At 42.0% G+C, this 25255-nt stretch carries 25 protein-coding genes and 1 pseudogene; 13 read left to right on the top strand and 13 right to left on the bottom strand.

Annotated elements, in window-relative coordinates; genetic code table 11:
* Positions 1-38: 38 nt before the first annotated feature.
* Complete coding sequence (locus tag CDG60_RS16355) at positions 39-1481, top strand: AbiH family protein (RefSeq protein ID WP_087512190.1); 1443 nt, start codon at positions 39-41, stop codon at positions 1479-1481.
* A gap of 67 nt (positions 1482-1548) precedes the next feature.
* On the opposite strand, the pseudogene CDG60_RS16350 reads toward CDG60_RS16355, so the two are convergent.
* Positions 1549-2669, bottom strand: a pseudogene (locus tag CDG60_RS16350) (IS3-like element ISAba14 family transposase); the annotation flags it as partial.
* Between the two features lie 63 nt (positions 2670-2732).
* Positions 2733-3865, bottom strand: a protein-coding gene (locus CDG60_RS16345; RefSeq protein WP_223155595.1) for an IS3-like element ISAba14 family transposase whose coding sequence is annotated in 2 segments (ribosomal slippage) — positions 2733-3613 and positions 3613-3865 — 1134 coding nt in all. Because the reading frame shifts where the segments join, the coding sequence is not laid out codon by codon here.
* A 191-nt stretch (positions 3866-4056) separates the two neighbouring features.
* Between CDG60_RS16345 and CDG60_RS16340 the strand changes: the two genes are divergently transcribed.
* Both CDG60_RS16340 and CDG60_RS16335 read left to right on the top strand, forming a co-directional pair.
* Positions 4057-4821: a nucleotidyltransferase domain-containing protein gene (locus CDG60_RS16340; RefSeq protein ID WP_087512883.1), complete on the top strand. Its 765-nt coding sequence runs from the start codon at positions 4057-4059 to the stop codon at positions 4819-4821.
* 179 nt (positions 4822-5000) lie between these two features.
* A complete protein-coding gene (locus tag CDG60_RS16335) occupies positions 5001-5897 on the top strand; it encodes a pirin family protein (protein WP_087512882.1) in 897 nt (298 codons plus the stop codon).
* A 56-nt stretch (positions 5898-5953) separates the two neighbouring features.
* Here CDG60_RS16335 and CDG60_RS16330 read toward each other — a convergent pair whose 3' ends face one another.
* Positions 5954-6346, bottom strand: coding sequence for a hypothetical protein (locus CDG60_RS16330; RefSeq protein WP_087512881.1), 393 nt, complete (start codon positions 6344-6346; stop codon positions 5954-5956).
* A gap of 430 nt (positions 6347-6776) precedes the next feature.
* Between CDG60_RS16330 and craA the strand changes: the two genes are divergently transcribed.
* Positions 6777-8018 (top strand): chloramphenicol efflux MFS transporter CraA, encoded by a 1242-nt coding sequence (gene craA / locus CDG60_RS16325; RefSeq protein ID WP_087512880.1) that lies wholly within the window; start codon positions 6777-6779, stop codon positions 8016-8018.
* 78 nt (positions 8019-8096) lie between these two features.
* Here the strand turns inward: craA and CDG60_RS16320 are convergent, their stop codons facing one another.
* From CDG60_RS16320 to CDG60_RS16300, 5 genes are all read right to left on the bottom strand, one after another.
* Complete coding sequence (locus CDG60_RS16320) at positions 8097-8381, bottom strand: DUF3817 domain-containing protein (protein WP_087512879.1); 285 nt, start codon at positions 8379-8381, stop codon at positions 8097-8099.
* A 106-nt stretch (positions 8382-8487) separates the two neighbouring features.
* Entirely contained in the window at positions 8488-10638 is a 2151-nt protein-coding gene (yccS, locus tag CDG60_RS16315; protein WP_406565293.1) for a YccS family putative transporter, read from the bottom strand.
* Positions 10639-10844: 206 nt separating this feature from the next.
* Positions 10845-11399, bottom strand: coding sequence for a superoxide dismutase family protein (gene sodC, locus CDG60_RS16310; RefSeq protein WP_087512877.1), 555 nt, complete (start codon positions 11397-11399; stop codon positions 10845-10847).
* Between the two features lie 101 nt (positions 11400-11500).
* Positions 11501-12625 carry an AI-2E family transporter gene (locus CDG60_RS16305; RefSeq protein ID WP_171405467.1) on the bottom strand — a complete coding sequence of 375 codons (1125 nt, stop codon included), beginning with the start codon at positions 12623-12625 and terminating at the stop codon, positions 11501-11503.
* Positions 12626-12746: 121 nt separating this feature from the next.
* The gene (locus CDG60_RS16300; protein ID WP_087512875.1) at positions 12747-13391 is read right to left on the bottom strand and encodes a ParA family protein; all 645 of its coding nucleotides are present in this window, start codon (positions 13389-13391) and stop codon (positions 12747-12749) included.
* A 124-nt stretch (positions 13392-13515) separates the two neighbouring features.
* On the opposite strand from CDG60_RS16300, the gene CDG60_RS16295 reads away from it, so the two are divergent.
* The gene (locus tag CDG60_RS16295) at positions 13516-13983 is read left to right on the top strand and encodes a Holliday junction resolvase-like protein (RefSeq protein WP_087512874.1); all 468 of its coding nucleotides are present in this window, start codon (positions 13516-13518) and stop codon (positions 13981-13983) included.
* Positions 13984-14027: 44 nt separating this feature from the next.
* A complete protein-coding gene (locus CDG60_RS16290) occupies positions 14028-14609 on the top strand; it encodes a hypothetical protein (RefSeq protein WP_087512873.1) in 582 nt (193 codons plus the stop codon).
* Here the strand turns inward: CDG60_RS16290 and CDG60_RS16285 are convergent.
* Entirely contained in the window at positions 14596-15234 is a 639-nt protein-coding gene (locus CDG60_RS16285; RefSeq protein WP_087512872.1) for a class I SAM-dependent methyltransferase, read from the bottom strand. The two genes, CDG60_RS16290 and CDG60_RS16285, sit on opposite strands and share 14 nt — an antisense overlap.
* A gap of 160 nt (positions 15235-15394) precedes the next feature.
* On the opposite strand from CDG60_RS16285, the gene CDG60_RS16280 reads away from it, so the two are divergent.
* Together CDG60_RS16280 and CDG60_RS16275 are read left to right on the top strand one after the other, a co-directional pair.
* A complete protein-coding gene (locus CDG60_RS16280) occupies positions 15395-15946 on the top strand; it encodes a hypothetical protein (protein WP_087512871.1) in 552 nt (183 codons plus the stop codon).
* A gap of 27 nt (positions 15947-15973) precedes the next feature.
* A complete protein-coding gene (locus tag CDG60_RS16275; RefSeq protein ID WP_227542892.1) occupies positions 15974-16372 on the top strand; it encodes a protease inhibitor I42 family protein in 399 nt (132 codons plus the stop codon).
* A 40-nt stretch (positions 16373-16412) separates the two neighbouring features.
* On the opposite strand, the gene CDG60_RS16270 is transcribed toward CDG60_RS16275, so the two are convergent.
* The gene (locus CDG60_RS16270) at positions 16413-16745 is read right to left on the bottom strand and encodes a HopJ type III effector protein (RefSeq protein WP_087512870.1); all 333 of its coding nucleotides are present in this window, start codon (positions 16743-16745) and stop codon (positions 16413-16415) included.
* A 141-nt stretch (positions 16746-16886) separates the two neighbouring features.
* Here CDG60_RS16270 and crcB point away from each other — a divergent pair, with 141 nt between their 5' ends.
* Positions 16887-17267, top strand: coding sequence for a fluoride efflux transporter CrcB (gene crcB / locus CDG60_RS16265; RefSeq protein WP_087512869.1), 381 nt, complete (start codon positions 16887-16889; stop codon positions 17265-17267).
* Positions 17268-17596: 329 nt separating this feature from the next.
* Here crcB and CDG60_RS16260 read toward each other — a convergent pair whose 3' ends face one another.
* Complete coding sequence (locus CDG60_RS16260) at positions 17597-18895, bottom strand: ABC1 kinase family protein (protein ID WP_087512868.1); 1299 nt, start codon at positions 18893-18895, stop codon at positions 17597-17599.
* A gap of 218 nt (positions 18896-19113) precedes the next feature.
* On the opposite strand from CDG60_RS16260, the gene CDG60_RS16255 reads away from it, so the two are divergent.
* Positions 19114-19329, top strand: a complete 216-nt coding sequence (locus CDG60_RS16255; RefSeq protein ID WP_087512867.1) for a DUF1737 domain-containing protein — start codon at positions 19114-19116, stop codon at positions 19327-19329.
* A gap of 56 nt (positions 19330-19385) precedes the next feature.
* Here the strand turns inward: CDG60_RS16255 and CDG60_RS16250 are convergent, their stop codons facing one another.
* Positions 19386-20684, bottom strand: coding sequence for an MATE family efflux transporter (locus CDG60_RS16250; protein WP_087512866.1), 1299 nt, complete (start codon positions 20682-20684; stop codon positions 19386-19388).
* A gap of 97 nt (positions 20685-20781) precedes the next feature.
* Positions 20782-21243 carry a DMT family transporter gene (locus tag CDG60_RS16245; RefSeq protein ID WP_087512865.1) on the bottom strand — a complete coding sequence of 154 codons (462 nt, stop codon included), beginning with the start codon at positions 21241-21243 and terminating at the stop codon, positions 20782-20784.
* 696 nt (positions 21244-21939) lie between these two features.
* On the opposite strand from CDG60_RS16245, the gene hemW reads away from it, so the two are divergent.
* The 3 genes from hemW (at position 21940) to CDG60_RS16225 (ending at position 25255) form a co-directional block, all read left to right on the top strand.
* Positions 21940-23094, top strand: a complete 1155-nt coding sequence (hemW, locus tag CDG60_RS16235; protein ID WP_087512863.1) for a radical SAM family heme chaperone HemW — start codon at positions 21940-21942, stop codon at positions 23092-23094.
* 32 nt (positions 23095-23126) lie between these two features.
* Positions 23127-23846, top strand: a complete 720-nt coding sequence (locus tag CDG60_RS16230; RefSeq protein ID WP_087512862.1) for a sulfite exporter TauE/SafE family protein — start codon at positions 23127-23129, stop codon at positions 23844-23846.
* Positions 23847-24028: 182 nt separating this feature from the next.
* Positions 24029-25255, top strand: coding sequence for a tetratricopeptide repeat protein (locus CDG60_RS16225; RefSeq protein WP_227542891.1), 1227 nt, complete (start codon positions 24029-24031; stop codon positions 25253-25255).

Genomic DNA, 25255 nt, shown 5'->3' with positions numbered 1-25255 from the left:
ATCGGTTGATGCGCTTTTTTATTTGGGAATAACAATAAATGAATATTTTAATTGTCGGCAATGGTTTTGATCTTTCGCACTATTTGCCGACGAAGTATGACCATTTTATGGATGTAATGAGGGCAATTGAAGAAAAGAATACTGGAGAAAAAGTAAAGGATTTATCTATTCATTCAGTTGAAGAGTGGGTCAACGAAATAGACAAAATTTTTGAAAAGAGAAAAGATCAGATTGACCCAGATTATGCGATGAATTTTGATGAGCTTTTTTCTAAGACAAGGGAATCTTATTTTATAGCGAAAACGAAAGAGTTTTATTTAACTGAGCAAATTAATCTCTCTGCAAAAGATGTATTCAAATTACAGTATCGTTTGGAATTAAATAGTTGGTATCAATATTTTAAAAAACATGTTGAAGAGATCAAAACATGGATCGATTTTGAGCAAAAAATTGAATCGGTAATTGTTGCTACAGCACAATGCATAGCTGATCTTGAAAAAATAAATAATACTTCAGATGTTCACTCATATCTCACATGGAAGTCAAAAGAACAATTCAGAATTAAAGAGAAAATTTTTCATATTTTGGATTGTTTTGGTTTATGGGAGGCTGAGGAATATGTATTAATGGCGGTAGCAGGTGGGAAAACTGTAAAAGGGAGCCGTCCAAATATTAATCCAAGATTCTGTTACGGAGGTAATTTAGAAAATGGATTAAATCCTTTAAGTTTTTTAGATTTTCTACAACAACAATTAGAACAGTTTATAGTTATTTTTGATTTATATTTAGAATTAGTAATTAGTCAACTGAACCCAGCTTCTATGTTGGATATAGAGGCTAAAGAGTTTGTATATCCTGATAAAATATATTCATTTAATTATACAAATACCTATCAACGTATTCATGATTCAGTAGAAGTTGAGTATTTACATGGAAGTCATGGTGAATATCAAAATATTGTTTTAGGTGTATCCGATTTAGAAGATGAGTCTTTAAAAAAGATAAAAGCTTATGGTTTTACGAAGTATCACCAAAAACTTTTTAAAGATACAGATTACTTATTTTTAGATGAATACAAAAAAAACATAGAAGATACAAAGCGCAAATTTGATGAAGATCTTCAATTAATGAGTGCTAATGCATTAAGTGATATAAAAGCAAGATTTATGAAAATGGGGTATACAGGAAATAATATAAATTTGGATTTAAATTTCTATATTTGGGGGCATTCATTAGATGTTTCAGATAAAGATTATATACATGATTTATTTAGCTTAAATGATGATATGGATCGAAATGTACGAGTAATTGTCTATCATTTTAATAAGACAGCAAAATTCGATTTATTGAACAATTTACTTGCAATTTTAGGTAAGGATAAAGTTGAACACTGGATGAAAAACAAGTGGCTTCAATTTAAAGAAAATCCAAAAATTGTTCCAGAAAATGCTATAACTTTAGAAGATTTACCTAAAATGTGAACATAAAGAGGTGGTCCCACTTGTTTGAACAACTAAAAGCGTATTTATAAGTGATATTCCGCTCTAGTTAAGCCACCTTGTTTTGTTGGGGTAGCTGATCATAGTAAAACTCATTTGGTGTCATTTTGTCTAGACTCGAATGAGGTCGTTTCAAATTATAAAACTCAAAATATGCACTTAATTGCTTTTTCGCATCTGTGACACTGCTATAAGCTTTGAGATACACCTCTTCATATTTAACGCTCCGCCATAATCGTTCAACCATCACATTATCTACCCATCGACCTTTACCATCCATACTGATTTGAATGCCATTTGATTTCAATACATCAATAAATGCATCACTGGTAAACTGGCTGCCTTGGTCTGTATTAAATATTTCAGGTCGACCATATTTTTCAATCGCTTCATTTAAAGCCGAAATACAAAAATCCACCTCCATACTAATCGATACCCTATGCGCAAGTACCTTGCGGCTATGCCAATCAATCACAGCACATAAATAAACAAAGCCTTTTGCCATAGGGATATACGTTATATCCGTAGACCACACTTGATTACTGCGCTGAATAGCCAACCCTTTGAGCAGATATGGATATTTACGGTGAGCTTGATTAGCCTGGCTTAAATTTGGTTTGCAATATAACGCCTGAATACCCATTTTCTTCATTAAAGTACGTGTATGACGTCGTCCTATATGATGTCCTTGACGATTCAACAAATCACGCATCATACGACTGCCTGCAAAAGGATATTGCATATGTAATTCATCAATACATCGCATCAGCTTCAGATCTGATGCACTCACAGGTTTTGGGCGATAGTAATAACAACCACGGGAGACTTTCAGCAGCTTAGCTTGCTTAGATACTGAAATCTGAAGTGAGTCGTCGATTAACTTTTGTGGTTGAAGCGGCCCAGTTTCTTCAACACACCTTCTAAAAAATCAATTTCTAATGCCTGCTCACCGATTTTTGCATGTAGTTTTTTTAGATCGATGGGTGGTTCTGTTGGAGCTTTTGATTGATCGAAAGCTTGCGAGGAAGCTGAGATCAATTGATTTTTCCAGTCAATAATTTGGTTTTGATGAACATCAAACTCAGCACTCAATTCAGCAAGTGTTTTTTCTGCTTTAATCGCAGCAAGTGCTACCTTAGCTTTAAAATCATTTGAATGATTTCTTCTTGGTCAGAGGTGGTCCCACTTGTTTGAACAACTAAAAGCGTATTTATAAGTGATATTCCGCTCTAGTTAAGCCACCTTGTTTTGTTGGGGTAGCTGATCATAGTAAAACTCATTTGGTGTCATTTTGTCTAGACTCGAATGAGGTCGTTTCAAATTATAAAACTCAAAATATGCACTTAATTGCTTTTTCGCATCTGTGACACTGCTATAAGCTTTGAGATACACCTCTTCATATTTAACGCTCCGCCATAATCGTTCAACCATCACATTATCTACCCATCGACCTTTACCATCCATACTGATTTGAATGCCATTTGATTTCAATACATCAATAAATGCATCACTGGTAAACTGGCTGCCTTGGTCTGTATTAAATATTTCAGGTCGACCATATTTTTCAATCGCTTCATTTAAAGCCGAAATACAAAAATCCACCTCCATACTAATCGATACCCTATGCGCAAGTACCTTGCGGCTATGCCAATCAATCACAGCACATAAATAAACAAAGCCTTTTGCCATAGGGATATACGTTATATCCGTAGACCACACTTGATTACTGCGCTGAATAGCCAACCCTTTGAGCAGATATGGATATTTACGGTGAGCTTGATTAGCCTGGCTTAAATTTGGTTTGCAATATAACGCCTGAATACCCATTTTCTTCATTAAAGTACGTGTATGACGTCGTCCTATATGATGTCCTTGACGATTCAACAAATCACGCATCATACGACTGCCTGCAAAAGGATATTGCATATGTAATTCATCAATACATCGCATCAGCTTCAGATCTGATGCACTCACAGGTTTTGGGCGATAGTAATAACAACCACGGGAGACTTTCAGCAGCTTAGCTTGCTTAGATACTGAAATCTGAAGTGAGTCGTCGATTAACTTTTGTGGTTGAAGCGGCCCAGTTTCTTCAACACACCTTCTAAAAAATCAATTTCTAATGCCTGCTCACCGATTTTTGCATGTAGTTTTTTTAGATCGATGGGTGGTTCTGTTGGAGCTTTTGATTGATCGAAAGCTTGCGAGGAAGCTGAGATCAATTGATTTTTCCAGTCAATAATTTGGTTTTGATGAACATCAAACTCAGCACTCAATTCAGCAAGTGTTTTTTCTGCTTTAATCGCAGCAAGTGCTACCTTAGCTTTAAAATCATTTGAATGATTTCTTCTTGGTCTACGTGCCATAAAATACTCCATATATTGATGTTTATAACATCATTTGAGGAGCAGAATATCACTTATAGGAGTTGTTCAAATTTACGGATCCATCTCTGTCTACGTGCCATAAAATACTCCATATATTGATGTTTATAACATCATTTGAGGAGCAGAATATCACTTATAGGAGTTGTTCAAATTTACGGATCCATCTCTTAATGAACATCCAACAAGAAATCCAGAACTTATTCCAGAACAGAGATGAACATCCACTGTTTTATATCGAAAGTGGTAGTCGTTTGTGGGGTATGGCAAGTCCAGACAGTGACTACGATGTGCGCGGTTTTCACCTGCCATCAAAAGCCCAATATTATGACTATCGCCAACACCGTGATTTGATCGAAATCATGGATGGTGATTTTGACTTTGTATCATTCGATCTCAATAAAATGTTTGGCTTACTCGCCAAAAGCAACCCAACCGTTTTGGAGTGGGTACGTGCGCATATTGTCTATTTTAATCAATTTCCAGAATGGGAAAAATTTCGAGATGGGCTACTCGAACGGATAGATTATAAGGCTTTGTATTATCATTATTTATCTTTGGCAAAAGGTGGGATGAATGTGATGCAAACAGCAGATAACTTTACCTATAAAAAAGTGTTCTATTCGATTCGTGGTTTGATGTCAGCAGAATTGGCAACCCAACAAATCATGCCTGAATTATTGATTACTGAACTATTCGCGCAAATAGATTCAAATGATCCGTTACGACATTGGGCGGAAGACTATTTAGAAATTAAAAAACAACAGAAAGAAAAGGCTCAGGTTCCTGAGTTAGAACAGGCTCAGATTTTAAAATTGCTGAATGATAAAATTGAAGCATTGAATTTAAGAGCGATTGAGCCAACCAATGATGTGGAAAAATTACAGCAATATTTAACAGAATATAGCTTTAGTTTAAAACAGCATTTTTATGGTTAATATTTGAAATAGCTTTAGATTTGATTGCGAGGATGAGTTGAAGAATATTCGCAGTCATTTTCTGTAGCTTTTAATTGTAAATCATTCCAAGGATAGAACACTGAAACGCATTCAAATGATTGAGCGATGCATACTGATGAATTATGCTTTAACGAGTCTAAATTCATCAGTATAACAACATGAAAACCCTTGCCTTTATCCATCGTAACGATACTCGTTTTGCCATTGGCGATTTTTATCCTGTGCTTTCAGTCTTTTCACACTATGAACTGGGCAATACCGTTTCACCATTCCTCTTACTCGATCACTTAGGTCCAGGCATCTTAAAACCGACCAATTTACGAAAGGGTGTAAGCGAACATCCACACCGTGGATTTGAAACTGTTACCCTGATATTTTCGGGCGAACTCGAACATCGCGACTCAACAGGCGGAGGTGGGATTGTCTCCGCAGGCGATGTGCAATGGATGACCGCCGCTTCAGGTGTAGAACACAAAGAAGTTTTTAGCGAAGCATTCTCCAGACAGGGTGGATACTTTGAAATGGTGCAGCTGTGGGTCAACTTACCTGCCAAAGACAAAATGAATCCACCGCGCTATCAAAGTCTGCGTAAAGACAATATTCCTATGGTTGAACTGCCAAATTCAGCAGGAACATTACGCGTCATCGCAGGTATGTATGTGGATGAAAATAACCAAGTACATCGAGGACCTGCAAAAGTACATTCACCACTCAATGTTTTAGACATAGAAATTAAAGCAGGGCAGAAAGTAACTTTACCCGCTGGGGCAGGAGATACCACGCTTGTGTATTTACGTTCAGGCAAAGCGCAGTTTCAGCCAGAGGATGAAATCTTTGAGGAACAGTCACTGGCTGTTATGTCGAATCTGGAACAGAATTTTGAAATTACCGCATTACAGCACTGTAAATTATTGCTCTTAACAGGCAAACCACTGCAGGAACCCATCAATGGTCATGGTCCATTTGTGATGAACACCTATGATGAAATACTCGAAGCATTTGATGATATTAAAAAGGGCACATTCATCAAATCCAGAGTTTTAGAAGATGAATAAAGAAAAAGCATGCTATCAGGTCGATGACATGCTTTTTAAAAGTGCTTTAAGAAAAGTTAAACAGTAGGATTTTCTTTATTTTTCAGACCGATAATACCTTTGATAAACATGACGATACCAATACCGACACACAGACCCGTCAGGAATTTACCGAAAAAGCCTAAACCGAGTTCCTGGTTGTTGGCTGAACTGATCGCTTTGGCAGTTTCTTCAGCTGAAGTGGCACCATTTGCCTGAGCATTCATCATGGCAACAAAGCCAGTATCGGTTTTACAGCTGCCAATAATGGAACTGGAATTTTCACCATATTTTTGTTGAACTGATGTTTCACAGCGTGCCTGCTCTTCTGCACTGATCGCTGGCTTGGAACTGTTCAAATACAGCCCTCCACCAATGAGGAATAAAACAATACCAATAATGATCATGGCTACAGGATTCTTATTTTTCATTTAAATTATTCATATTTGCTTATAGAGAATTTAGAATATCTTAAGAATAAAAAATGTTCAACTTTGACATGAAATGAACGTGTGTTAGACTGTCACAACTGAATCCTGTGTACATATTTGTCGATTCGGTAAAATCTCACATATCAAAATCTTCTATAGACACCTTGTGAATACGGTGTTTTGACTTGCTTTATCTAAGCAGATTTAACAATTTCAATTTATTTTTTCGGTGTCTGTCATTGCGCTGACGTGTATGTATTTAAAAATACAGCACACAGTTTTCTGTTCTCTTTTTATTGAACAGGAAAGGATATTTATATCTGCTGTTTTATTTCAGCGCATTTTATAAGAACAGCAGATCAGTAAAGCAATTTTGTACAGCTTGAATGATATGCCCGCATGACAGCACAATTCAGATATGTAGACTAAAATGAAAAACAGTATAGAGATTGAACAGACCACCAGACTCAGTCGGGCAACATTCATGTTCCCACTGGCACTGGTGCTGTTCGAATTTTCAGTTTATATCGGTAATGACCTGGTACAACCTGCCATGCTTGCCATTACCAGAGAGTTTGGCGTGAGCAGCAGCTGGGCACCATCCTCCATGTCCTTTTATTTACTGGGTGGTGCCTGTGTTGCGGCATTACTGGGGCCACTGTCGGATCGGATTGGGCGGAAAAAAGTATTACTGGCAGGGGTGGCATTTTTTGTTGTGACCTGTCTGCTGATTTTACTGACTCACAATATTGAGAGTTTTCTTGCTTTAAGATTTTTGCAGGGCTTTGGCCTGTCTGTGATTGCAGCGGTAGGTTATGCCGCAATCCAGGAAACTTTTGAAGAGCGTGATGCCATTAAAGTGATGGCACTCATGGCAAATATTTCTTTGCTTGCTCCACTGATTGGACCTGTGGCAGGTGCATTTTTAATTGATCATGTGTCATGGCACTGGGGATTTATTGGCATTGCCTTTTTAGCATTCCTCAGCTGGTTTGGTCTGAAAGCCAAAATGCCAGTGCAACAGCAGAGTATTCCGAAACAGCCTCTCAGTTATATCTGGGATGACTATAAAAAAGTTCTGAAAAATAAAACTTTTTTAGCCATGACGCTGGGGCTGCCTATGGTGGCGATGCCTTTGATGCTGTGGATTGCCCTGTCACCGGTCATGCTGGTGGAAGAACTGGGACTCAGCAGTATGCAGTATGGTCTGGCGCAGTTTCCTGTACTGGGGGGGCTGATTATTGGCAATATTGTGCTGATTCGTGTGATTGACCGTCTGGCTTTGGGCAAAACTGTACTGGTGGGTTTACCGCTGATGTTGCTGGGAACTGCAACTGTATTGGCTGGGGTCATCTGGCAGGAGTATTTTCTGTTCTGTGTGATTGCAGGGATGACTTTGGTGAGTTTTGGCGAGGGGATCAGTTTCTCCGTGCTTTACCGTTTTGCTTTAATGTCATCCGAGGTTTCAAAAGGTACCGTGGCAGCAACGGTTTCAGTCATTTTAATGCTGATGTTTTTTGCCGTGATTGAACTGGTACGTGTCATGTATGAGCATTTCCACTTATGGGCTTATGCGGTTTCATGTGTCGCCTTGATTGCTTTGTGGTTCACAGCGCCAAGAGCTGTTCTGAAAAATATTATGCAGCAGCGTAAAGCTCAGGGGGAGTTTTAACAAAGCTTCCTTTACTCTTTTAATCACTCTCCCATGTACTCCCTCTCCTTAGGGAGAGGGCTGGGGTGAGGGAGTAAATTATTGTTCAAACTTCTTTAATTTATGATCAAAGACGAAAGGTCCAAAAGGTAAAATCGAGGCAATCAGTCCGAGTAAAAACATTTTAAGTGACCATTTCTGTTTTTCGCAGACCACAAACAGCACAATCAGAAATAAAATAAACAGCACACCATGACCCATTCCAACATATTTGACCAGGACGGGATTGTCCCAGATGTATTTCATTGGCATGGCAATAAACAGGAGGAGAAGAAAAGAAAGACCTTCAAGGAAACCGACGATACGTAAAGATTTGATATTCATGGTCACTTAATCAAATGAGAATGAATCTCGAGTTTAGCCTATCCTGTGATCAATTTATACAAAAATTAAATAAATTAAAAACTTAGATAAATGAGTGGTTTGTACCTTATAAAATTTCCATGTCGAGCAGATTTTTTCTCAGTTTGATCAGTTCGGGCAGAGTTTCCAGAATCAGGCTGATCTGTTTTAAGGTTAAGCGCAGATCTGGAGACAGATCAGGCTGCGTACTCCGTTGCTGAATTTCCTTTAACTGATTTTCTATCAGGGTTTCATCCAGTGCATGCTGCTGTAATAACACATCCGAGAGCGTGTTTTTACACCAGAGCAGTAAGTCCAGAATCTGAGGATCAGTAACCTGTTCGCGATGGCTGCCCAGCGCGGAAATATAGCTCAGCTGGCTGTGACTGTAGACCAGGTAACGGAAAGAGTAATGGATTAAATCTTTATTGGGATTGGGTTCAGTGCTTAAACTGGAAATCATGCTGGAGAGTTCAATCTGTGCATTATGTGCAAAACGACGGGCTTTGCGGTACTGCATACTGTTATCCCGACCATGCTGATACTGCTGCACAATGGCATCGAAATAATCTAAAGTTGCCTGAGTGCTTTTTAAAATATTGTTGGAAATATTACGGAAATTCCAGTCGGGCCAGATAAAGCTGACAGCAAGCCAGGCGATTCCACATCCGAGTAATGTGTCAATAATACGGGGCAGTATGACCGCATAGCCTGCACCTTTTAAATTGAAAATCAGCAGAACCATCAGGGTTGCCATGAGTGTTGCCATGGCGTATTTTTTTGAGCGCAAATAGAAAAAATACACGCCAAATACAATAGTCAGTACAAGCTGGCCCTCAACACCAGGGACAAAATACAGCACAGGAATCCCCAGCAGTACACCTAAGACAGTACCTAAAGTTCTCAGTTTCAGACGACTTTTGGTGGCGAAATAACTGGTCTGACAGACAAATAAACTGGTCAGTAAAATCCAGTAGCCATTTTTAGCGAAGGGCAGCAGGGAAATGGCATAGCCTACGGTAAACACAAATGCGATTCTGACGGCATGACGGAATAAAGCCGAGGCAGGGGTCAGATGCTGGCTGATTTTGAGCCATAAATCCTGTACACCGTGAATATCATCATCCAGTAAATTCAGATCATGCTGATGTCGGCTGTAGCTCTGCTGGTACTGTTCCTGTTCAATGCTCAGATTTTTAAACTGCACCTGCACGTTGTGTAAATTGTTCAGCACCAGTAATAAATTATGAACTTCCAGATTCTGTGGGTTTTCTGCAATCCATGTGTTCATGGATGCTTCCAGGTTATGCAGTACCTGTTCATGCTCCTGACTGAACTGAAAATGCTGTTGCTGTACGACACACACCGCCAGCTGCTGGCAGTTTTGAGCCAGTAAGCGGACATTTTTCTGCACACGGTAAATCAAATCAGTACGGCTGAAGTTTTCATGAATTTTTTCATAATGCAGATAGTTGGACGTCGCCTGTTCATGGATGTCCTGAGCCAGGAAATACAGATTCAGCCAGTAAATGGTGTGTTTATTGGCACGGGATGCTTTTAACCGGGTCAGCAGAGATGCTTTTGTCAGATTCAGTTGCTGGACTACAGCGGAATTTTTAAGGGAAAGATCGTACAGCAGTGTTTCAGTATTATCAGTGTTGTCAGGGTCAAACAGGGTGGCTTTACGGTTCAGTACGTCAGCCAGCGCCAGAAAACTCTGTGCTAAATTGTCCTGAACAGCCTGAGTGGGTTTCAGCAAATAAAAAATAATGGAGCTCAGTCCATACCATAATGCGCCCAGTACGAAGTAGCTGGGTTGCAGATACCACTCGCTGTATTCACCCAGTCCAAACATGGTATAGATGGACAGTAACACTGTGCCGAATGAGATCGTGGCGTAGCGTTGTCCCAGTGCGCCCATGAGCATGAGTACTGCACTGGACAGGGCTAAATACAGAATAAATAAAAACTTGTGGGGATGTAAAAAATCAAGAATACTGCTGACTGCAAAAAACAGCACACAGACGTACAGCAGATTACGCAAGCGGATACTGAGTCGGTCATCAAAATCAGTCAGCGCCGTGGCAATCGCGCCCAGTGTCACAGGTACAATTAACGCTTCAAAACCTGTGAAATATAAGCCCAGTGTTGTCCCTGACAGAACAATAAAAATCTGTAAGCAATACATCAGCAGAAAACTGTTCTGAAAGCTTTTAAAGATGCTATGGGCGGTATTCACAAGGTCGCAGATTTGTATGAAATGAAGTTTATTTTAACATTTCAGGTCTGGACTGAAATTAATTTTAGTATTTTTTTGAAATCCATGATTTTCAATCAGATGCTGATCGTTGCCAATGGCAATAAAAAATGCAGACTTTCATCTGCATTTTTTTATTGAAATCTGGTGTATGTGCATAAGTCTGAACTTATCCACAATACTTTCAGTTATTGAATGACACCACAGGCAATACGTGCTCCGCCACCACCCAGTGGTGCAGGTGTATCAGAATAATTGTCACCACCGGCATGTACCATGACAGCCAGACCTTCAATATCTGCAACTTTCAGCCTTGGCGCCAGTAATCTGGTATTGGCATGTCCAGAAGTATCTACATTCAGTACAGGAAGATCACCTTTATGTCCTGCAAGCGGGTTGCCATGATTTGCTCTTTGTTCAGGGTTGAAATGTCCACCAGCGGCAAGTGCAGCAGTCATTTTTCCGTCTTTTTCAGCAGCTTCACATGAGCCTTTTTCATGGATATGGAAGCCATGTGGTCCTGGTGGTAACTCAGAGAGCTTTGTCGTAATGGCGAGTCCAGCCAGGCTGTCTTTAAACTCAACGGTTCCGATTTTTTGCCCGACACCCTGAGCACTGACTGCATGAATATCTACAGTTTTTGAAGCAGCAGACTGACTGCCAGAGGTACTGCCGGTTGATGCACAACCCGCAGCGAAAATGGAGCTGAGTAGTACAGCTCCAACTGCATTCTGAATGGACATCACTTATTTCCTGTTTTATGAAGAATATTTTCATTCAAACAAAGGTATGCGATCAGTACAAGCTCTATCTGGCAGAGCTGTGTATGACTTTTTTAACCTGATCAGGATGAACTGTTCTGATCAGTCTCGTCTGTGATGTCATAAACCAGTGTGGCTTTAGGCATTAACAGTGCTTCCTGCTCATTGGTTTCATGCAACCATTCACGCCAGATAGCGAGCAGAACTGCCAGAATGACCGGACCAATAAACAGTCCCACCAGACCAAAACTTGCAAGTCCTCCCAGTACACCGAACATGATCAGCAGGAACGGAATTTTGGTTGCGCCTGAAATGACCAGAGGGCGGATAACATTGTCTGCGGTACTGACAATACAGACACCCCAGATCATTACGCCAATGGCTTCGATGGTCTGTCCCTGTGAAAACAGCCACAGTGACACAGCGGTATAGGCAACTGGGGGACCGAAAGGAATCAGTGCAAAAAGGAAGGTGACAATGGTCAGTACCATTGGGTTAGGTACACCGGCAACAAAATAGCTGATTCCGGCCAGGAAAGCCTGAGCCACCGCTGTCAGTCCTACACCATAGACCACAGCACGTGTGGTGTCTGAAATGGTGGAAAGATAGTGATGTACGCGTGGACCAACCACCATTTCAAGTGCTTTGCTGACCTGATTCAAAATGGTCTGTCCATCACGGTAAAAGAAAAACAGGGACATGACTGCAAAACACAGTTTGACAATGTTTTTAGTGACTTCGTTAAACAGGACTTTTCCGTAATTCAGGTGGCTCTGAATCCACAGCGACACAGACTGAATGATACTATTTGGATCGTGGTTGATTTCACGTAAGGTACGACTGACTTCCTTACCAATAATCGGTAAATTGCGGATAAAGTCAGGAACAGAAAGATGACCTGAAAAAACCTGTTTCTGCAGTTCATAATACAGATTGCGACCTTCATGCTGGAGCATGAAAATAGCCATGGTCAGGGGAATACCGATCACCAGCACGATCAGGCTGATCATCAGGGTTGCACTCAGCGTCGCTTTATTTTTACATAAACGCTGAATGGAGCGGTACAGCGGCCAGGTCATGTACGCAATAATTGCTGCCCATAAAACAGGGACAATGAAATACTTGAGCACATGAAAGCCCAGGAACAGAAGGAAAAAAAGCAATCCGAACAGGAGGAGTTTCTGTAAAGTCGACGCGTACTGTTGCACCACGGTATTCACTGTCTAATTTTTTAAATCTCAGCCATCTTAACTGAAAATAAGGCGTCCGAGAATGAGCACCCAGTAAGTATTGTAAAGATTATGTTCCTGATTTCTGATAAAGAATGCTTCAGAACCATTCACCAGGATCATCCACGATGGCATTCAGCACCGGTTGCCACTGGCTCTGGATGCTTAAAAAATTCTTCTGTGTTTTGTCAAAAATGCTCAGACCCTGCATGGCCAGCTGACCGTAGGCAGAGCGTTCAGAAATCCAGGCAACAGGCTGCTGTTCAATTTTACTGAAAAAATCCTGAATATCTTTTGAACTTGAGCTGTTGGGTTTAACACGGTTTGCCAGTAACAGAATCTGCACCTTTCCTTTGCGGATACGTTTGATATCCTGTAAATGTTTCAGGAAACGGCGGGTACTGTCTATATCGAAAAAAGAGGGCTGTAACGGTGTGATAATGGCATGTGCTTCGCTGACCAGCTGCTCTGCATGTTCGCCGGAGAGTGCGCCTGGCGCATCAATAATGAGATAATCAATATTTTTAGGCACTTCACCGATGGATTTTTCATGACGCCAGTCCAGACTCTGTATCTGAGCCACTTCTTCAGGACGTTGCTTCAACCATTGCAGAGAAGATTTCTGATTGTCTGCATCTGCAAGTGCAACCTTATATCCCTTTTGTGCTAAAGCAGATGCTAAACTGATCGCTGTAATGGTTTTGCCACAACCGCCTTTCTGATTGGCAATTAATATAGTTCTCATGACACCGTAAGGTTTTATTATATACCACCCTAGCATATCACTCTTTTGTGACACGGTTATGACACATGACAAAAGTCTTAAATTTTAATCACAGTTTTCAGGAACTGACCACAGGGAGTTTCTGATGTCGGTGTGGATGGCAATGCTGATCGGTGCAGCTATAGGAATTGTACTGACCACCATTATTCTGAGCAATACCCGCAATGGTCGTATCCGTGCTGAATATGAACAGTATATTGCCGAGCTTGAACTGGAGCACCAGCAGGCAATGGCTCAGGCTCAGAAACGCAGTGTAAATACCAGCCGTGCGGTTTTAAAAGGAAAAATGGCAGAGCAGTTTGCACCTGTACTGCCTGAATTTCAGTATTTACCGAGCGATGCACGCTTTCTGGGTGATCCGGTCGACTATGTCGTGTTCGATGGTTATACAGATTTCAGGGATGGCGATGGTTCAGCGGAAGATATAGAAGTGGTTCTGATTGATATTAAAAGTGGTGGAGCGAGACTGACCCGGGGGCAGCAGGCAATTGCTGAGGCAATACGTGAGGGACGGGTACGTTTTGAAACCATACGTATTGATTTTAATGACTGAATAATGTCATGATTTTTATCATTTTATAGAAATTTTCTGAAAATATGAAACAGCTGGCTGTCTGTATTCTGTGTGTGATTGCGCCTTTGTGGATCTGGTCAAAGTATTTCAGAACCATTCCTGATATGAAAACACCTGCTTTGCAGCAGAGTGTGGTGATTGAAAAAAGAGATGATTTTTCGGGTGACTACATTGTGGCTGCGAAAAAAATATATGGAGTCCGACACAGTTCACGACATCTCAGATCCACCAGTACCAGTAATCATCATGAATTCAGTGATATCAGCACTGTGGATCTGTTGCTGTTAAAAGCACCTTATGCGCAGTCGACCTATCTGAAAGGACTGGACTACAGCCAGAAAAATCGCTGTATTTATGCAGATATGAGTTATCTGAACAGTGTCAGTCCTGAGCTGAAAGAACACACCTTTAATATCAATGTGATCGCAGATAATGCCTTTGTTGCTAAAACACTGCGGAAGCTGAAAAAAGGGCAGATTATCCGTCTGGCAGGCTATAGGGTCGGTGTTGAGTCTGTGAAGAACCGTCATGGTTATTATCAGCCCTTGCACAGAAACCCTCAGTGTCAGAAGGTGTTGATAGAGTCCCTGGTCATACTAGGTTAACAGCAGATTTAGTGGCTCTGGCAAGGAACATCAGTTGACCTGGGGCAGGGATGCCTTTGGCAGCAATGTACTGCTTTTCCGTAAAGACAAATCCATGTTCAAGCATCTGCTGTTCAATATTACGGTTCAGATGGCAGCCATCCGCCAGGCGTTTCTGTACTGGTGTCAGCAGATGCTGTAACTGTCGGATTCTGCGGTTTTCATTGTGCAGGACATGCTCAACCAGATGCACAGTACCTGAAGGTTTTAAAACACGGAAGATCTCTTTTAATGCCTGATCCAGGTCAGCAATACTGCACATGGTCCATGTACTGACAATATGATCCAGGCTGTTGTCCGCAAAAGGCAACTTTTCTGCACCTGCCTGAATATGACGCACCTGAAAGGGATTATGGTGTACACGATCCAGCGCGAGTTGATAAATTTCAGTGCTTGGCTCCAGCGCATAAATTAAATCGACATTCTGGTAAAACGGTAGATTCAGCCCAGTCCCAAAACCAATCTCAAGCGCTTCACCCTGCACAAGAAGTAACAGCTCACGGCGTAGATCCATCAGAGCTGGAGTCTGCATCACCTGATTAAGCAGATGAGGAAAAATATGCTGCTGATAAAATTTATAAAGCATGTGTTTCTCTTATTGATAGTTTTATGGTGGACAGAAATAAACAGAGAATGACGACAAAAATATGACGGAATTCATTCATATTGTTACTGTAAATTAAAAATTGCTTAAGACAGATGTTTTATCATGCCTGTTCAGTTTGGGGAATGTACAGGTGAAACAGATGAAATTTAAACTCATTATCAGCAGTGTGCTGGCCATGCTCGCAATACAGAGTCATGCTGCAGCCGATAATATTGCTAAAGGGTTAGCGCCTGTCATGAAGGATCAGTCTATTTCGGTACTGCAGCTATTTAAAGGTGATTTTCGTATTTTAGGCTCAAAAGTCTATACCGAAGATGAACAGGCAAAGTTCTCACCGATTGATTATGCAGTGAGCTGGGGACTGTTTGCTGAACCTGAAATTGCCCGTCACATCAGCGTAAATCAGTATGACCGTTATCTGAACTGGAAAATGGACCGTCTCCCTGTTCCTGCCAGTCAGGCAATGCAAATGGTGTCCAATATGCATATTATTCCTGCCAGTCCTGCAGTTGCAGCTCAGATTAAAAATGTAAAACGTGGCGATCTGGTCCGGCTGAAAGGTGAGCTGGTGGAGATCAAGGACAAAGATCTGGTGTGGACGTCTTCGCTGACACCTGATGACACCGGTGATGGTGCATGTGAATTATTTCGTGTAAATTCAATTCAATGGATTGAAAAAGTAAAAGGCTAGAAGCCTGTTGTAAATGAGTCCGATTGAATGAAAAAGTTACTGGTTCTGATGACAGGTGCAATCCTGCTTGCAGGGTGTGGGAGTATGAGCCCAACTGTAGATGGACAGACGCATGTCTATACACTGAAAAAGAAATGCCCATCCTTAATGGAAATGGATGTCGGTCAGGTGATCGAACTGACCCTTGCTGAAAACCCATCTACAGGATATGGCTGGAAAGTAAATTCTGAGCATCAGCTGTTTGAGATTCAGGAAACTTATCAGCAGGGGAAAAGTAATCAGAAAAACGTGGTGGGCAGTGGGGGAGAACGGGTATTCCGTTTTACTGCGAAAAAGCCGGGTGAAGAACTGATTGATGTAAAACATGTCCGGGCATGGGAAGGAAAACCTGTGGATGAATGGACATGTAGGGTGCGTATCTCCTGAAAACTATAGCTTAAAAGCTATAGTCAGGAAAATCAGCTCTTTATTTTGCAGTCAGAGCAGGGCTTTCAAACTCAATACCATCCCAGCCATTCTGGATAAACTGACGGATGTTCTGATGGTCTGTGGCTTCAGGGCTTGCCTGCACAGATGCATAATGTTCTGCAAACAGACTTAAGGTCTGCTCAGGGTTCAGATTGTTCAGCTTTGCAAAAGCAAAGACTTTGGCACTGCCCTGATTTTCAGTGGCAGCATTATGCTGAGCACCATTTTGAAAAGCAGCAGGAGTATGGGTGTAACGGGCTTCTATATAGCTGATCACATCTGCAAATTTTGCTTCGCCTGTCTGTAACTGCGCAAGTAAATCCTGAGCCATAATTTCCTCAATTCGGTATCTGTTTTAAGCAGAAAGACTATCGTAATTTTTATTGTCATTCATCATAAATTTTAAGCACAGTCAGATTTCAGCTATAGTGCTGTGGATAAAATGACAGTTATACACAAAGCCGGAGGTTGAATGAACTGGTTACTTGTTGCAGCAGGTGGGGCGATTGGTGCAAGTCTGCGTTATGGGGCAGGACTGTGGCTGGTCAGACCGCAGAGTTTATTTCCATGGACAACCTGGTCGGTCAATCTGCTGGGCTGTTTTCTGGCAGGTGTATTTTTTGCTTTCAGTCAGCGTTTTCCCGTACTTCAGAATGAAACACGGCTGTTTATTATGGTAGGAATACTGGGTGGCTTTACCACATTTTCAAGTTTTGGACTGGAAACTTTTCAGCTGATCCGTCAGGGGCAGTTTTCCGTTGCTATGCTCTATGCATTTTCCAGTCTGGTTGTGGGATTGGTGTGCCTGATTGCCGGTTTTTATATTTTTCAGATTTTGCTGGCGAACAGATAAAAAAAGAAGCCAGGGTAAGAGGAGAATACGCTGACTTCAAAATGTCTCTGGAGGAGATCATGAAGTTCATTGTAGGTTTACATTCTTAACGGAAGCTGAAGGGTTTGTAGTGCCAGAGTAATTTTTATAATAAATTCAATTATATTTTTCACACAAGAGATGTATTTCTTACAAACTGACTAAGCAGATCGAATGTTCTCTGCTGAACCGATGAATAAATCTGTATGCATGAAAATGATCAGATCAGAGTGTTTGGTGAGGTTGAGCATCTGGCTCAAAACAGGGCAGCATACAGTGATGTCATGATGCTGTCCTGTTCCGTTTGAAATTCAGTGCTGCACAGGCACCAGTTCTTCAAAAACATCATTCAGGTTGTCATGCACTTTCAGATGAATCAGATTCCAGTACTGACCTGAAATTGTTCGGTTCACCATCAGGGTGTCTGGTGAGGGCTTAAAGACATCCCAGTATTTGAGGGATTTTTTCACCAGTTTCATGCCGTCGTGATGTGCCGAGTTTTCTGCAAAATCATAATGAGTCGTCAATGGACGCAGTAAGACTTCCAGCCAGGCGTTGTACAGTTCTTTTGGAAATTTGCCTTTTTCAGCAAGTGCATCCAGCTCAGTCAGCTGGTTTTCAATGGTGCTGATATCCTGCTGTCTGCCTGCATTTACCAGTGTCTTAAAATGCCCGATAATGTCACTGGATAAGGTTTTTACCCCACCAAAATCATAAATGACGACACTGCCATCTTCACGGAAAGCAAAGTTACCTGGATGCGGGTCGCAGTGAAAACGTTTAAGGAAAAACATCTGCTGACCCAGTGCCTGAATCAGACGACGACCGATCTCATTACGGACTGTTAAATCCCAGCTGCTCGCTGTCTCAATACTTTCACCTTTTTCCAGGCTTAAGGTCAGTACACGCCGTGAAGAATGTTCTTTGTAGACTTTGGGAATAATGATTTTGCTGTCCAGTGCCTGGTGAAAGGTGCGGAATACTTCCAGGTTCTGCGCTTCAATTTCATAATTCAGTTCTTCATGCAGGCTTTCCTGGATTTCATGAAACAGGCGATCCTGAAGTTTTTTATCAACTTTAATCACGCCCATTAAACGCAAAGCCAGTCGAACCTGTTTTAAATCACTTTCACAGGCTTCATCCACACCTGGATACTGAACTTTGACCACGACAGGCGTGCCATTATGCAGGGTGGCTTTATGCACCTGTCCAATAGATGCTGCTGCAAAAGGCTGTTCATCAAAATGCGCAAAGGATTTATTCAGAGGCTGTCCCAGTTCTTTTTCCACCTGTTGCTTAATTTCAGCAAAGGGCATCGCGGGTGCCTGACGCTGTAGTTTAGCAATCGCTTTTGCCACTTCAGGCGGGAAAATATCTTTGTACTGAGATGCAATCTGACCGACTTTCATGACTGCGCCTTTCATTTCCCCCAGCGTGTCGGCAATCTGTACACCAATGTTCTGAAACAGTTTACTTCGGGCTTCATTTTTCTGATCTTCATCGGCATTAAAGTTGCGGATGGAGTTTGAAACTGTTTTGGTCGCAATGCTTGCTGTCATACTGGCAAGCTTCATAAAGCGTTTACCTGGTGTACTTGCACTTTTAGACATGTGTGGATCCCCGTGCCTTGTTGGAATACTGGCTGTTTTGATCATAGGCGACAATGCTTCAACTGCCTACTTTAAATTGTTAAAAGATTGTTTCTTAATGACTCTTATCTGTAGAGCATGTGTCGAAAAATTATCTGGTCAGACAGTCGGGCAGGAACGGACAATATAAATTCCGTTAAAATAAACAGAGATGAAGCAGTTTAAATGATGGGTTATACGTGAAGATTTATCGTTATTTAACAGGAAAAGATGATGTCAGTTTCTGTGCCAGGGTGACCAAAGCCCTGAATGAAGGCTATGAGTTATATGGTGCGCCCACCATGACGTTTAATGGTACAGATGTCATTGTCGGGCAGGTGATTATTAAAAATGATGCGGTGGAAACGGAAGTGCCTCAGGGACTGAAAGATGCTCTGGTAAAATTACAGAAATAAAAACAGCGCATGTGTCATGTCTTTATCTAGCGGACATGACACATGCTTTACCGATTTCAGCCAGGCAGGCTGACCCGTTTATTCATCATGATCAAACGGATAATCAATAAGACACAGGCAATGCTCAGACCTACAATCAGTCCTGTCCAGACACCTGATGCCCCCATTTCCGTATGACGTGCCAGGTAAATCCCAACAGGGAATGCAATTACCCAGTAGGCAAGCATGGTGATCCACATTGGACCTTTAGTGTCCTGCATACCACGCAGACAGCCAGCGGCACTGACCTGCCAGGCATCCATGAGCTGGTAGCCGATGGCAAACAGCACCAGGTACACTGCAATCTGTGTCACAGCATAGTCAGTTGTGTAAATCGCTACGATCTGATGGCGCAACAGCCACATCAGCAACATGGTGATAAAAGCAAAAACAGTTGCGGTCAGGAGCCCGACCTGCTGGACTTTACGCATTGCTTCCCTGTTCTTTTCACCATAATACGTCCCGACCCGAATGGTCAGTGCCAACGCAAGTGACATTGGAATCATAAACAGCTGTGAAGTTACAGAAATGGCAATCTGATGCGCAGCAATGGTGACTTCACCCAGCGTACTCAGCACAATCGCACCGGTACTGAAAATACTGACTTCAAAGAAGATGGCAAGACCGATCGGAAGACCCAGTTTAAGAATCCGTTTGATCAGAACCGGATTGATTTTCTCAAAATGAGTCAGAGGCTGGGTGCGCTGATAGCGTTTCGCCCTAAATACATATACGGCTAAAACAATAAACATCAACCACTGTAAAATTGCAGTTGCAAAACCACAGCCAGCACTGCCTAAATGAGGAACTGGACCGATGCCATACATAAAAATAAAATTCAGTGGAATCAGTACGACCAGGGCAACCAGACTGAGCAAAGTCACAGGACGTGGATAACCTAAGGCTTCTGAATAATTCCGCAGAGCCGCATACATAGTGACAGCGGGCATACCAAAACCGATTGCATGTAAAAACAGACTGGCTTTAGGCAACAGGGAGTCGGGTACACCAAACAGCGGAAGCAGTAATGGCATTGCCTGTAAAATCAGCATGGCAATAATTCCCAGCACCAGAGCCACCCAAAGTGACTGGCGTACAATGGAGGGGATTTTTTCAGGTGTACGTGCCCCATTGGCTTCTGCAACCAGTGGTGTTGTCGCAATCATGATTCCGCTGAACAGCAGCATGATGGGAATCCACAGTCCAACACCCACTGCAATGGCAGCAAGGTCTTCAGCAGACATATGACCTGCCATAATCGTATCAATCAGTCCAAAACCTGCATAGGCGAACTGAGTGACCAGTATGGGCAGCATGAGATGAAACAGTTGCTTTAATTCAAAGCGGGACGTTGTGGCAGTCGTATTTGACACAAGAAGTACTCGTTTTAAATGTGCTTAGAATAAAGAAGGATCAGCGTTGCAGAGTGAGAAGCACACCTATGAAAATCACCACGCTGCCTAAAAGGCGTTGCCAGTTGATGGGTGTTTTTTCGACCCCGAGCCATCCGAAATGATCCAGCAGCATCGACATCATGATCTGTCCAAAAATAATCAGACCTGACAGGGTCAGAAAACCCAGTCTGGGTGCGGTGTAAATGCTGATACTGATGGCATAGACACCTAGGCATCCTCCGAACCACAGATACAAAGGGATCTGATTTAATTCCTGTAAGGAAGGTTTTGCCGCAGACTGAAAAAACACAAAAAAGGCGAGCACTATTGTACCAACTAAAAATGACAAAAGGGCAGCCTGTAACGGCGAGTGTAAATATTCTCTGAGCTGAGAATTGATAGCCGTCTGAAATGTCATGGCGATGCCGATGCCCATTGCCAAAGGAAGCAGTAAGAGAAACTGGCTCGAAAGTTTCATCATCTTATAATCGTGTATTTTTTATCTGGTTGAATTTCAGTCTAATGGAAATTTATGGTATGAGCGAATTTATACAGGTTGATTTCTGAAAATCGTATAGCGTTATGTGGCTCGATGAGTGAAAATTATTCCGCCTGATACACCAGCAATAACAGCACCAGGGAAATTCCATGAAATTAAAAACATAAAAGTGAAAATCATAAAACCGACCAGGATGGAATAAATACTGACCTCTTTTCTGAAAGGAATGTTCATTGCAGTCTGATAATAATAGGAGCTTAAATGTGCAAAAATAGCCACACATGCAAAATACAAAAAAGTTTCAAAAAAAGAACAGTTCATTATTTCCTGTAAAGATGGCATATTTTTTTCCATTTATATTTTCTATCTTTTCAAAAAAGAGTAATTCAGGAAATAAATTTTTAAAGAAAAACGACGATAGGCTGTACCTTGTCCTGCATGAATATTTACGCTCGCTTCAGTTAAACCAGAACTTTTCAGTCATTCAGCTTCAGCATATTGGTTACGGATAAAAATAGGGTCGATTTCCATGAATTCTGTTTTCTTTTTCCTAGACTGACATACTGAACTAAAACGAAGTCAAAAAATCATTTGTGCTCTGCTTTGTGGGGGATTTGGTCGAACAGGGCAGACTCATGTTAAAATTATGCATTCTCCATACCGTTCTGAGCTTCTTCCTTGGCAGATTTAAATCCTCAAAATATTCCCCTTTCTCTGTATATTCACATGCCCTGGTGTGTGCGCAAATGTCCGTACTGTGACTTCAATTCTCATGCGGTGCCTGACGGTGCTCTGTCACAGGAACTGGAGCAGGAATATTTACAGGCGCTGGTTGAGGATTTTAAAACCCAGACGGATTTCGCACAGGGACGTAAAATTCATAGTGTGTTTATTGGCGGGGGAACTCCCTCGCTGATTTCAGCTCAGGGTTATGTATGGTTGTTTGCTCAGTTAAAAGCACTGATTCCTTTTGAGCAGGGATGTGAAATTACACTGGAAGCCAACCCTGGAACGGTGGAACATGATCCCTTTGCGGATTATCTGGATGCCGGAATTAACCGTCTGTCCATTGGGGTACAGAGTTTCAATGCTGATCATCTGCAAAAACTGGGGCGGATTCATTCCAGTGATAATGCGGTGACTGCGATTCAGCATGCCAGAGCCGCAGGCTTTGAACGGGTCAATGTTGATCTGATGCACGGTTTGCCTGAGCAAACACTGGAACAGGCATTGCTTGATCTGAAACTGGCGGTGGAAAGTGGTGCAACGCATATTTCCTGGTATCAGCTGACCATTGAACCCAATACGGTCTTTTTCCGGACTCAGCCGGTTTTACCTGTCGATGAAGTCCTTGAGGACATCCAGGAGCAGGGTGAACAGTATTTAAAAGCCAGCGGTTTTATCAATTATGAAGTGTCTGCATGGCGTAAAGAGAAACCTTCGGCACACAATCTGAATTACTGGCAGTTCGGGGATTACCTCGCAATCGGGGCGGGGGCGCATGGCAAAGTGACACAGCCTGATGGTGTGTACCGTTATCAGAAAACCCGTTTGCCTAAGGATTATTTAGCCAGAGTACCCGCAGAAAATCTGCAGTATAAGCGTATTGAACATGATGATATGCCTTTTGAATTTATGATGAATGCTTTGCGGTTAAATGAAGGTGTTCCTGCTGATTTTTATCTGGAAAGAACAGGCACAGTACTGACGACTGTTGCACCTTTACTGGACTCTCTGAAACAGCGTCATTTAATGGTGGATGATGAAAACCGGCTGGCCTGTACTGAACAGGGGCACATATTTTTAAATTCCGTGCTGGAGGAATTTTTATGATTTTCACGGCGTACAGCGGAAATAACTGAGCCATGATTTATCTGGCACTGGCTTTGATCGGAATCATTTCAGGCATGATCAGCGGTGTTGTGGGGACGGGCTCATCGATTATTTTATTGCCCATACTGGCTTATATTTTTGGTGCAAAACTGGCAGTGCCGATCATGGCAATTGCTTCAATTATGGGAAATATTTCCCGTGTCGTACTATGGCGACATGAGCTGAATGTTAAAGCTTTTTTATTGTTTGTCAGTACAGGTGTCCCTGCTGCTGTTTTAGGTGCAAATACCCTGTGGGCGATTCCGGCAGAGCTTTCCAGTCTCTGTATCGGGCTGTTTTTTATTGCGCTGATTCCACTGCGCCGCCTGGCAAAACATCATGGTTTTCAGTTAAACCGTTTTCATTTAGTGATTGCAGGTGCATTACTGGGTTTTCTGACGGGTGTGGTTTTTTCTACAGGACCTTTACTGTTGCCGGTATTCAGTGGTTTTGGTCTGACCAAAGGCGCTTTACTGGCAACAGAAGCAGCGTCTTCCTTTGCGTTATATGCCTCTAAAAGTATTGCTTTTGGCGCACTGGGGATTCTGAAACAGGACGTGCTTTTGGCAGGGGTAATGGTTGGACTGTCATTGATGGCAGGCAACTATCTGGGCAAATTAATGGTGCTGAAAATATCGGAACGCATGTTCAATTTATGCCTGGATGGCATGTTGCTTCTGGCCGGAGTTTCGATGTTGTGGGGCGTGTTTTGAGTAGTATTAAAAACAGATAAATAAGTGTGTGCAGCATTTTTATCATGAAAACAACAAATCAATAACAAAGGCTCTAAGTAGCTGTTCGGTCGTCTGTTTTAAAATATTGTCTATATATTATTCAATAAATTGAAGTTGCAGTGGCACTGTCCATTTTAGACGAACTGAGTGAGTTTTTGTGCATGCGTGATTCCCGATATCCCTTTGTGAAAATGCTGTGGGTTCTGAGCCTGTCAGGATTGGCTTTAACAGCACCTTTGGCATATGCAGATTCAGAGGATCGAACGGAACTGAGACCCGGTCATCCTGTCTATGATCTGTGGGATCAGTTTTATAAAACGGAAAAAAACAATCCTGCACAGGCTGAACAGATTTTAATTCAACTGACAGAAAAAACGCCCCAGGAAGTGCGTGTCTGGAAAAGTCTGACTTATTTACAGATTAATCAGAAAAGACCGGAGGATGCATTAAAAAGCATTACCCAGGCTCGTGAACTGAGTCCTCAGGATGAAGAACTGACCCTGCAGCAGGCATATTTACTCAATGGTCTGGGACGAAATGCAGAAGCAGTCAGCGTATTTAAAACCTTGCAGAATTCACAGAACCCTCAGACTAAAGCTACAGCTGATCAGGCGGTTCTGAATCTACAGGGGGATCAGAGCAGTACAGGCAGTGCTTATTTTGCAGATATCTATTTTTCGCCCTCTTATGAAGACCGTTTTTCGATGGGTGTTTCACCGCTGAAAGCACGTGCAGGACGTTACTTTGGTGAAAGCCAGCAAGGTCAGGTCTATGGTTTTGCAAGCTTAAACCGGGATACAAAATCGAAGGGCAATACCAATCCTGCGACTTTGCACAGCAATGCTTTAATTTTTGATGACAATGCTGCCATTGCTGGTGTGGGTGTGAGTTATCAACCCTGGTTGAATGTTCCTGTCCGTACTTATGCTGAAGTTGGTGTCAGCTATGATCTGATTGACCGTGATCGTTCCAGAACCCGTGAAAGTGTGGTTGCGGGCGTTACAGGCTATGAAGAATGGCAACATCAAAAACTGACCGAAAATGCATCCTCACCGAACTGGTATACAGATGCTTATGGCAACATCGCGACTTATTCCCGTGAAGATTATTCTGTTCTTTCAGATTTAAGAGTGCGCTCAGGGCTGAACTTCGCAGATCAGGGGCTGAAATTTTATGGCAAGGCACATGCCATTAATGATACAGCACAGCGTTACTACAATAATTTAATTGAAGTGGGTCCTGGCATCTCATGGAAGCCATTTAAGCAATTTCCAGCCACACTCAGCGTGGAAAAAATGTATGGCAAATATATCTCAGGCACACCCTCAGAAATTAAAAACACCTATGACAATACCCGCGTGGAACTCACTTTCTATCATGGATTTTAA

Origin of the sequence: Acinetobacter chinensis, assembly GCF_002165375.2 — a bacterium.
GTDB lineage: Bacteria > Pseudomonadota > Gammaproteobacteria > Pseudomonadales > Moraxellaceae > Acinetobacter > Acinetobacter chinensis.
This window is presented reverse-complemented; position numbering and strand designations above follow the sequence as displayed.

Bases quoted from the DNA above. Each gene is read 5' to 3' on its own strand.
- CDG60_RS16355 (WP_087512190.1), top strand. From the start codon at position 39: ATGAATATTTTAATTGTCGGCAATGGTTTTGATCTTTCGCACTATTTG.
- CDG60_RS16340 (WP_087512883.1), top strand. From the start codon at position 4,057: ATGAACATCCAACAAGAAATCCAGAACTTATTCCAGAACAGAGATGAA.
- CDG60_RS16335 (WP_087512882.1), top strand. From the start codon at position 5,001: ATGAAAACCCTTGCCTTTATCCATCGTAACGATACTCGTTTTGCCATT.
- CDG60_RS16330 (WP_087512881.1), bottom strand. From the start codon at position 6,346: ATGAAAAATAAGAATCCTGTAGCCATGATCATTATTGGTATTGTTTTA.
- craA (WP_087512880.1), top strand. From the start codon at position 6,777: ATGAAAAACAGTATAGAGATTGAACAGACCACCAGACTCAGTCGGGCA.
- CDG60_RS16320 (WP_087512879.1), bottom strand. From the start codon at position 8,381: ATGAATATCAAATCTTTACGTATCGTCGGTTTCCTTGAAGGTCTTTCT.
- sodC (WP_087512877.1), bottom strand. From the start codon at position 11,399: ATGTCCATTCAGAATGCAGTTGGAGCTGTACTACTCAGCTCCATTTTC.
- CDG60_RS16300 (WP_087512875.1), bottom strand. From the start codon at position 13,391: ATGAGAACTATATTAATTGCCAATCAGAAAGGCGGTTGTGGCAAAACC.
- CDG60_RS16295 (WP_087512874.1), top strand. From the start codon at position 13,516: ATGTCGGTGTGGATGGCAATGCTGATCGGTGCAGCTATAGGAATTGTA.
- CDG60_RS16290 (WP_087512873.1), top strand. From the start codon at position 14,028: ATGAAACAGCTGGCTGTCTGTATTCTGTGTGTGATTGCGCCTTTGTGG.
- CDG60_RS16285 (WP_087512872.1), bottom strand. From the start codon at position 15,234: ATGCTTTATAAATTTTATCAGCAGCATATTTTTCCTCATCTGCTTAAT.
- CDG60_RS16280 (WP_087512871.1), top strand. From the start codon at position 15,395: ATGAAATTTAAACTCATTATCAGCAGTGTGCTGGCCATGCTCGCAATA.
- CDG60_RS16275 (WP_227542892.1), top strand. From the start codon at position 15,974: ATGAAAAAGTTACTGGTTCTGATGACAGGTGCAATCCTGCTTGCAGGG.
- CDG60_RS16270 (WP_087512870.1), bottom strand. From the start codon at position 16,745: ATGGCTCAGGATTTACTTGCGCAGTTACAGACAGGCGAAGCAAAATTT.
- crcB (WP_087512869.1), top strand. From the start codon at position 16,887: ATGAACTGGTTACTTGTTGCAGCAGGTGGGGCGATTGGTGCAAGTCTG.
- CDG60_RS16260 (WP_087512868.1), bottom strand. From the start codon at position 18,895: ATGTCTAAAAGTGCAAGTACACCAGGTAAACGCTTTATGAAGCTTGCC.
- CDG60_RS16250 (WP_087512866.1), bottom strand. From the start codon at position 20,684: ATGCTGCCCATACTGGTCACTCAGTTCGCCTATGCAGGTTTTGGACTG.
- CDG60_RS16245 (WP_087512865.1), bottom strand. From the start codon at position 21,243: ATGATGAAACTTTCGAGCCAGTTTCTCTTACTGCTTCCTTTGGCAATG.
- CDG60_RS16230 (WP_087512862.1), top strand. From the start codon at position 23,127: ATGATTTATCTGGCACTGGCTTTGATCGGAATCATTTCAGGCATGATC.
- CDG60_RS16225 (WP_227542891.1), top strand. From the start codon at position 24,029: ATGCGTGATTCCCGATATCCCTTTGTGAAAATGCTGTGGGTTCTGAGC.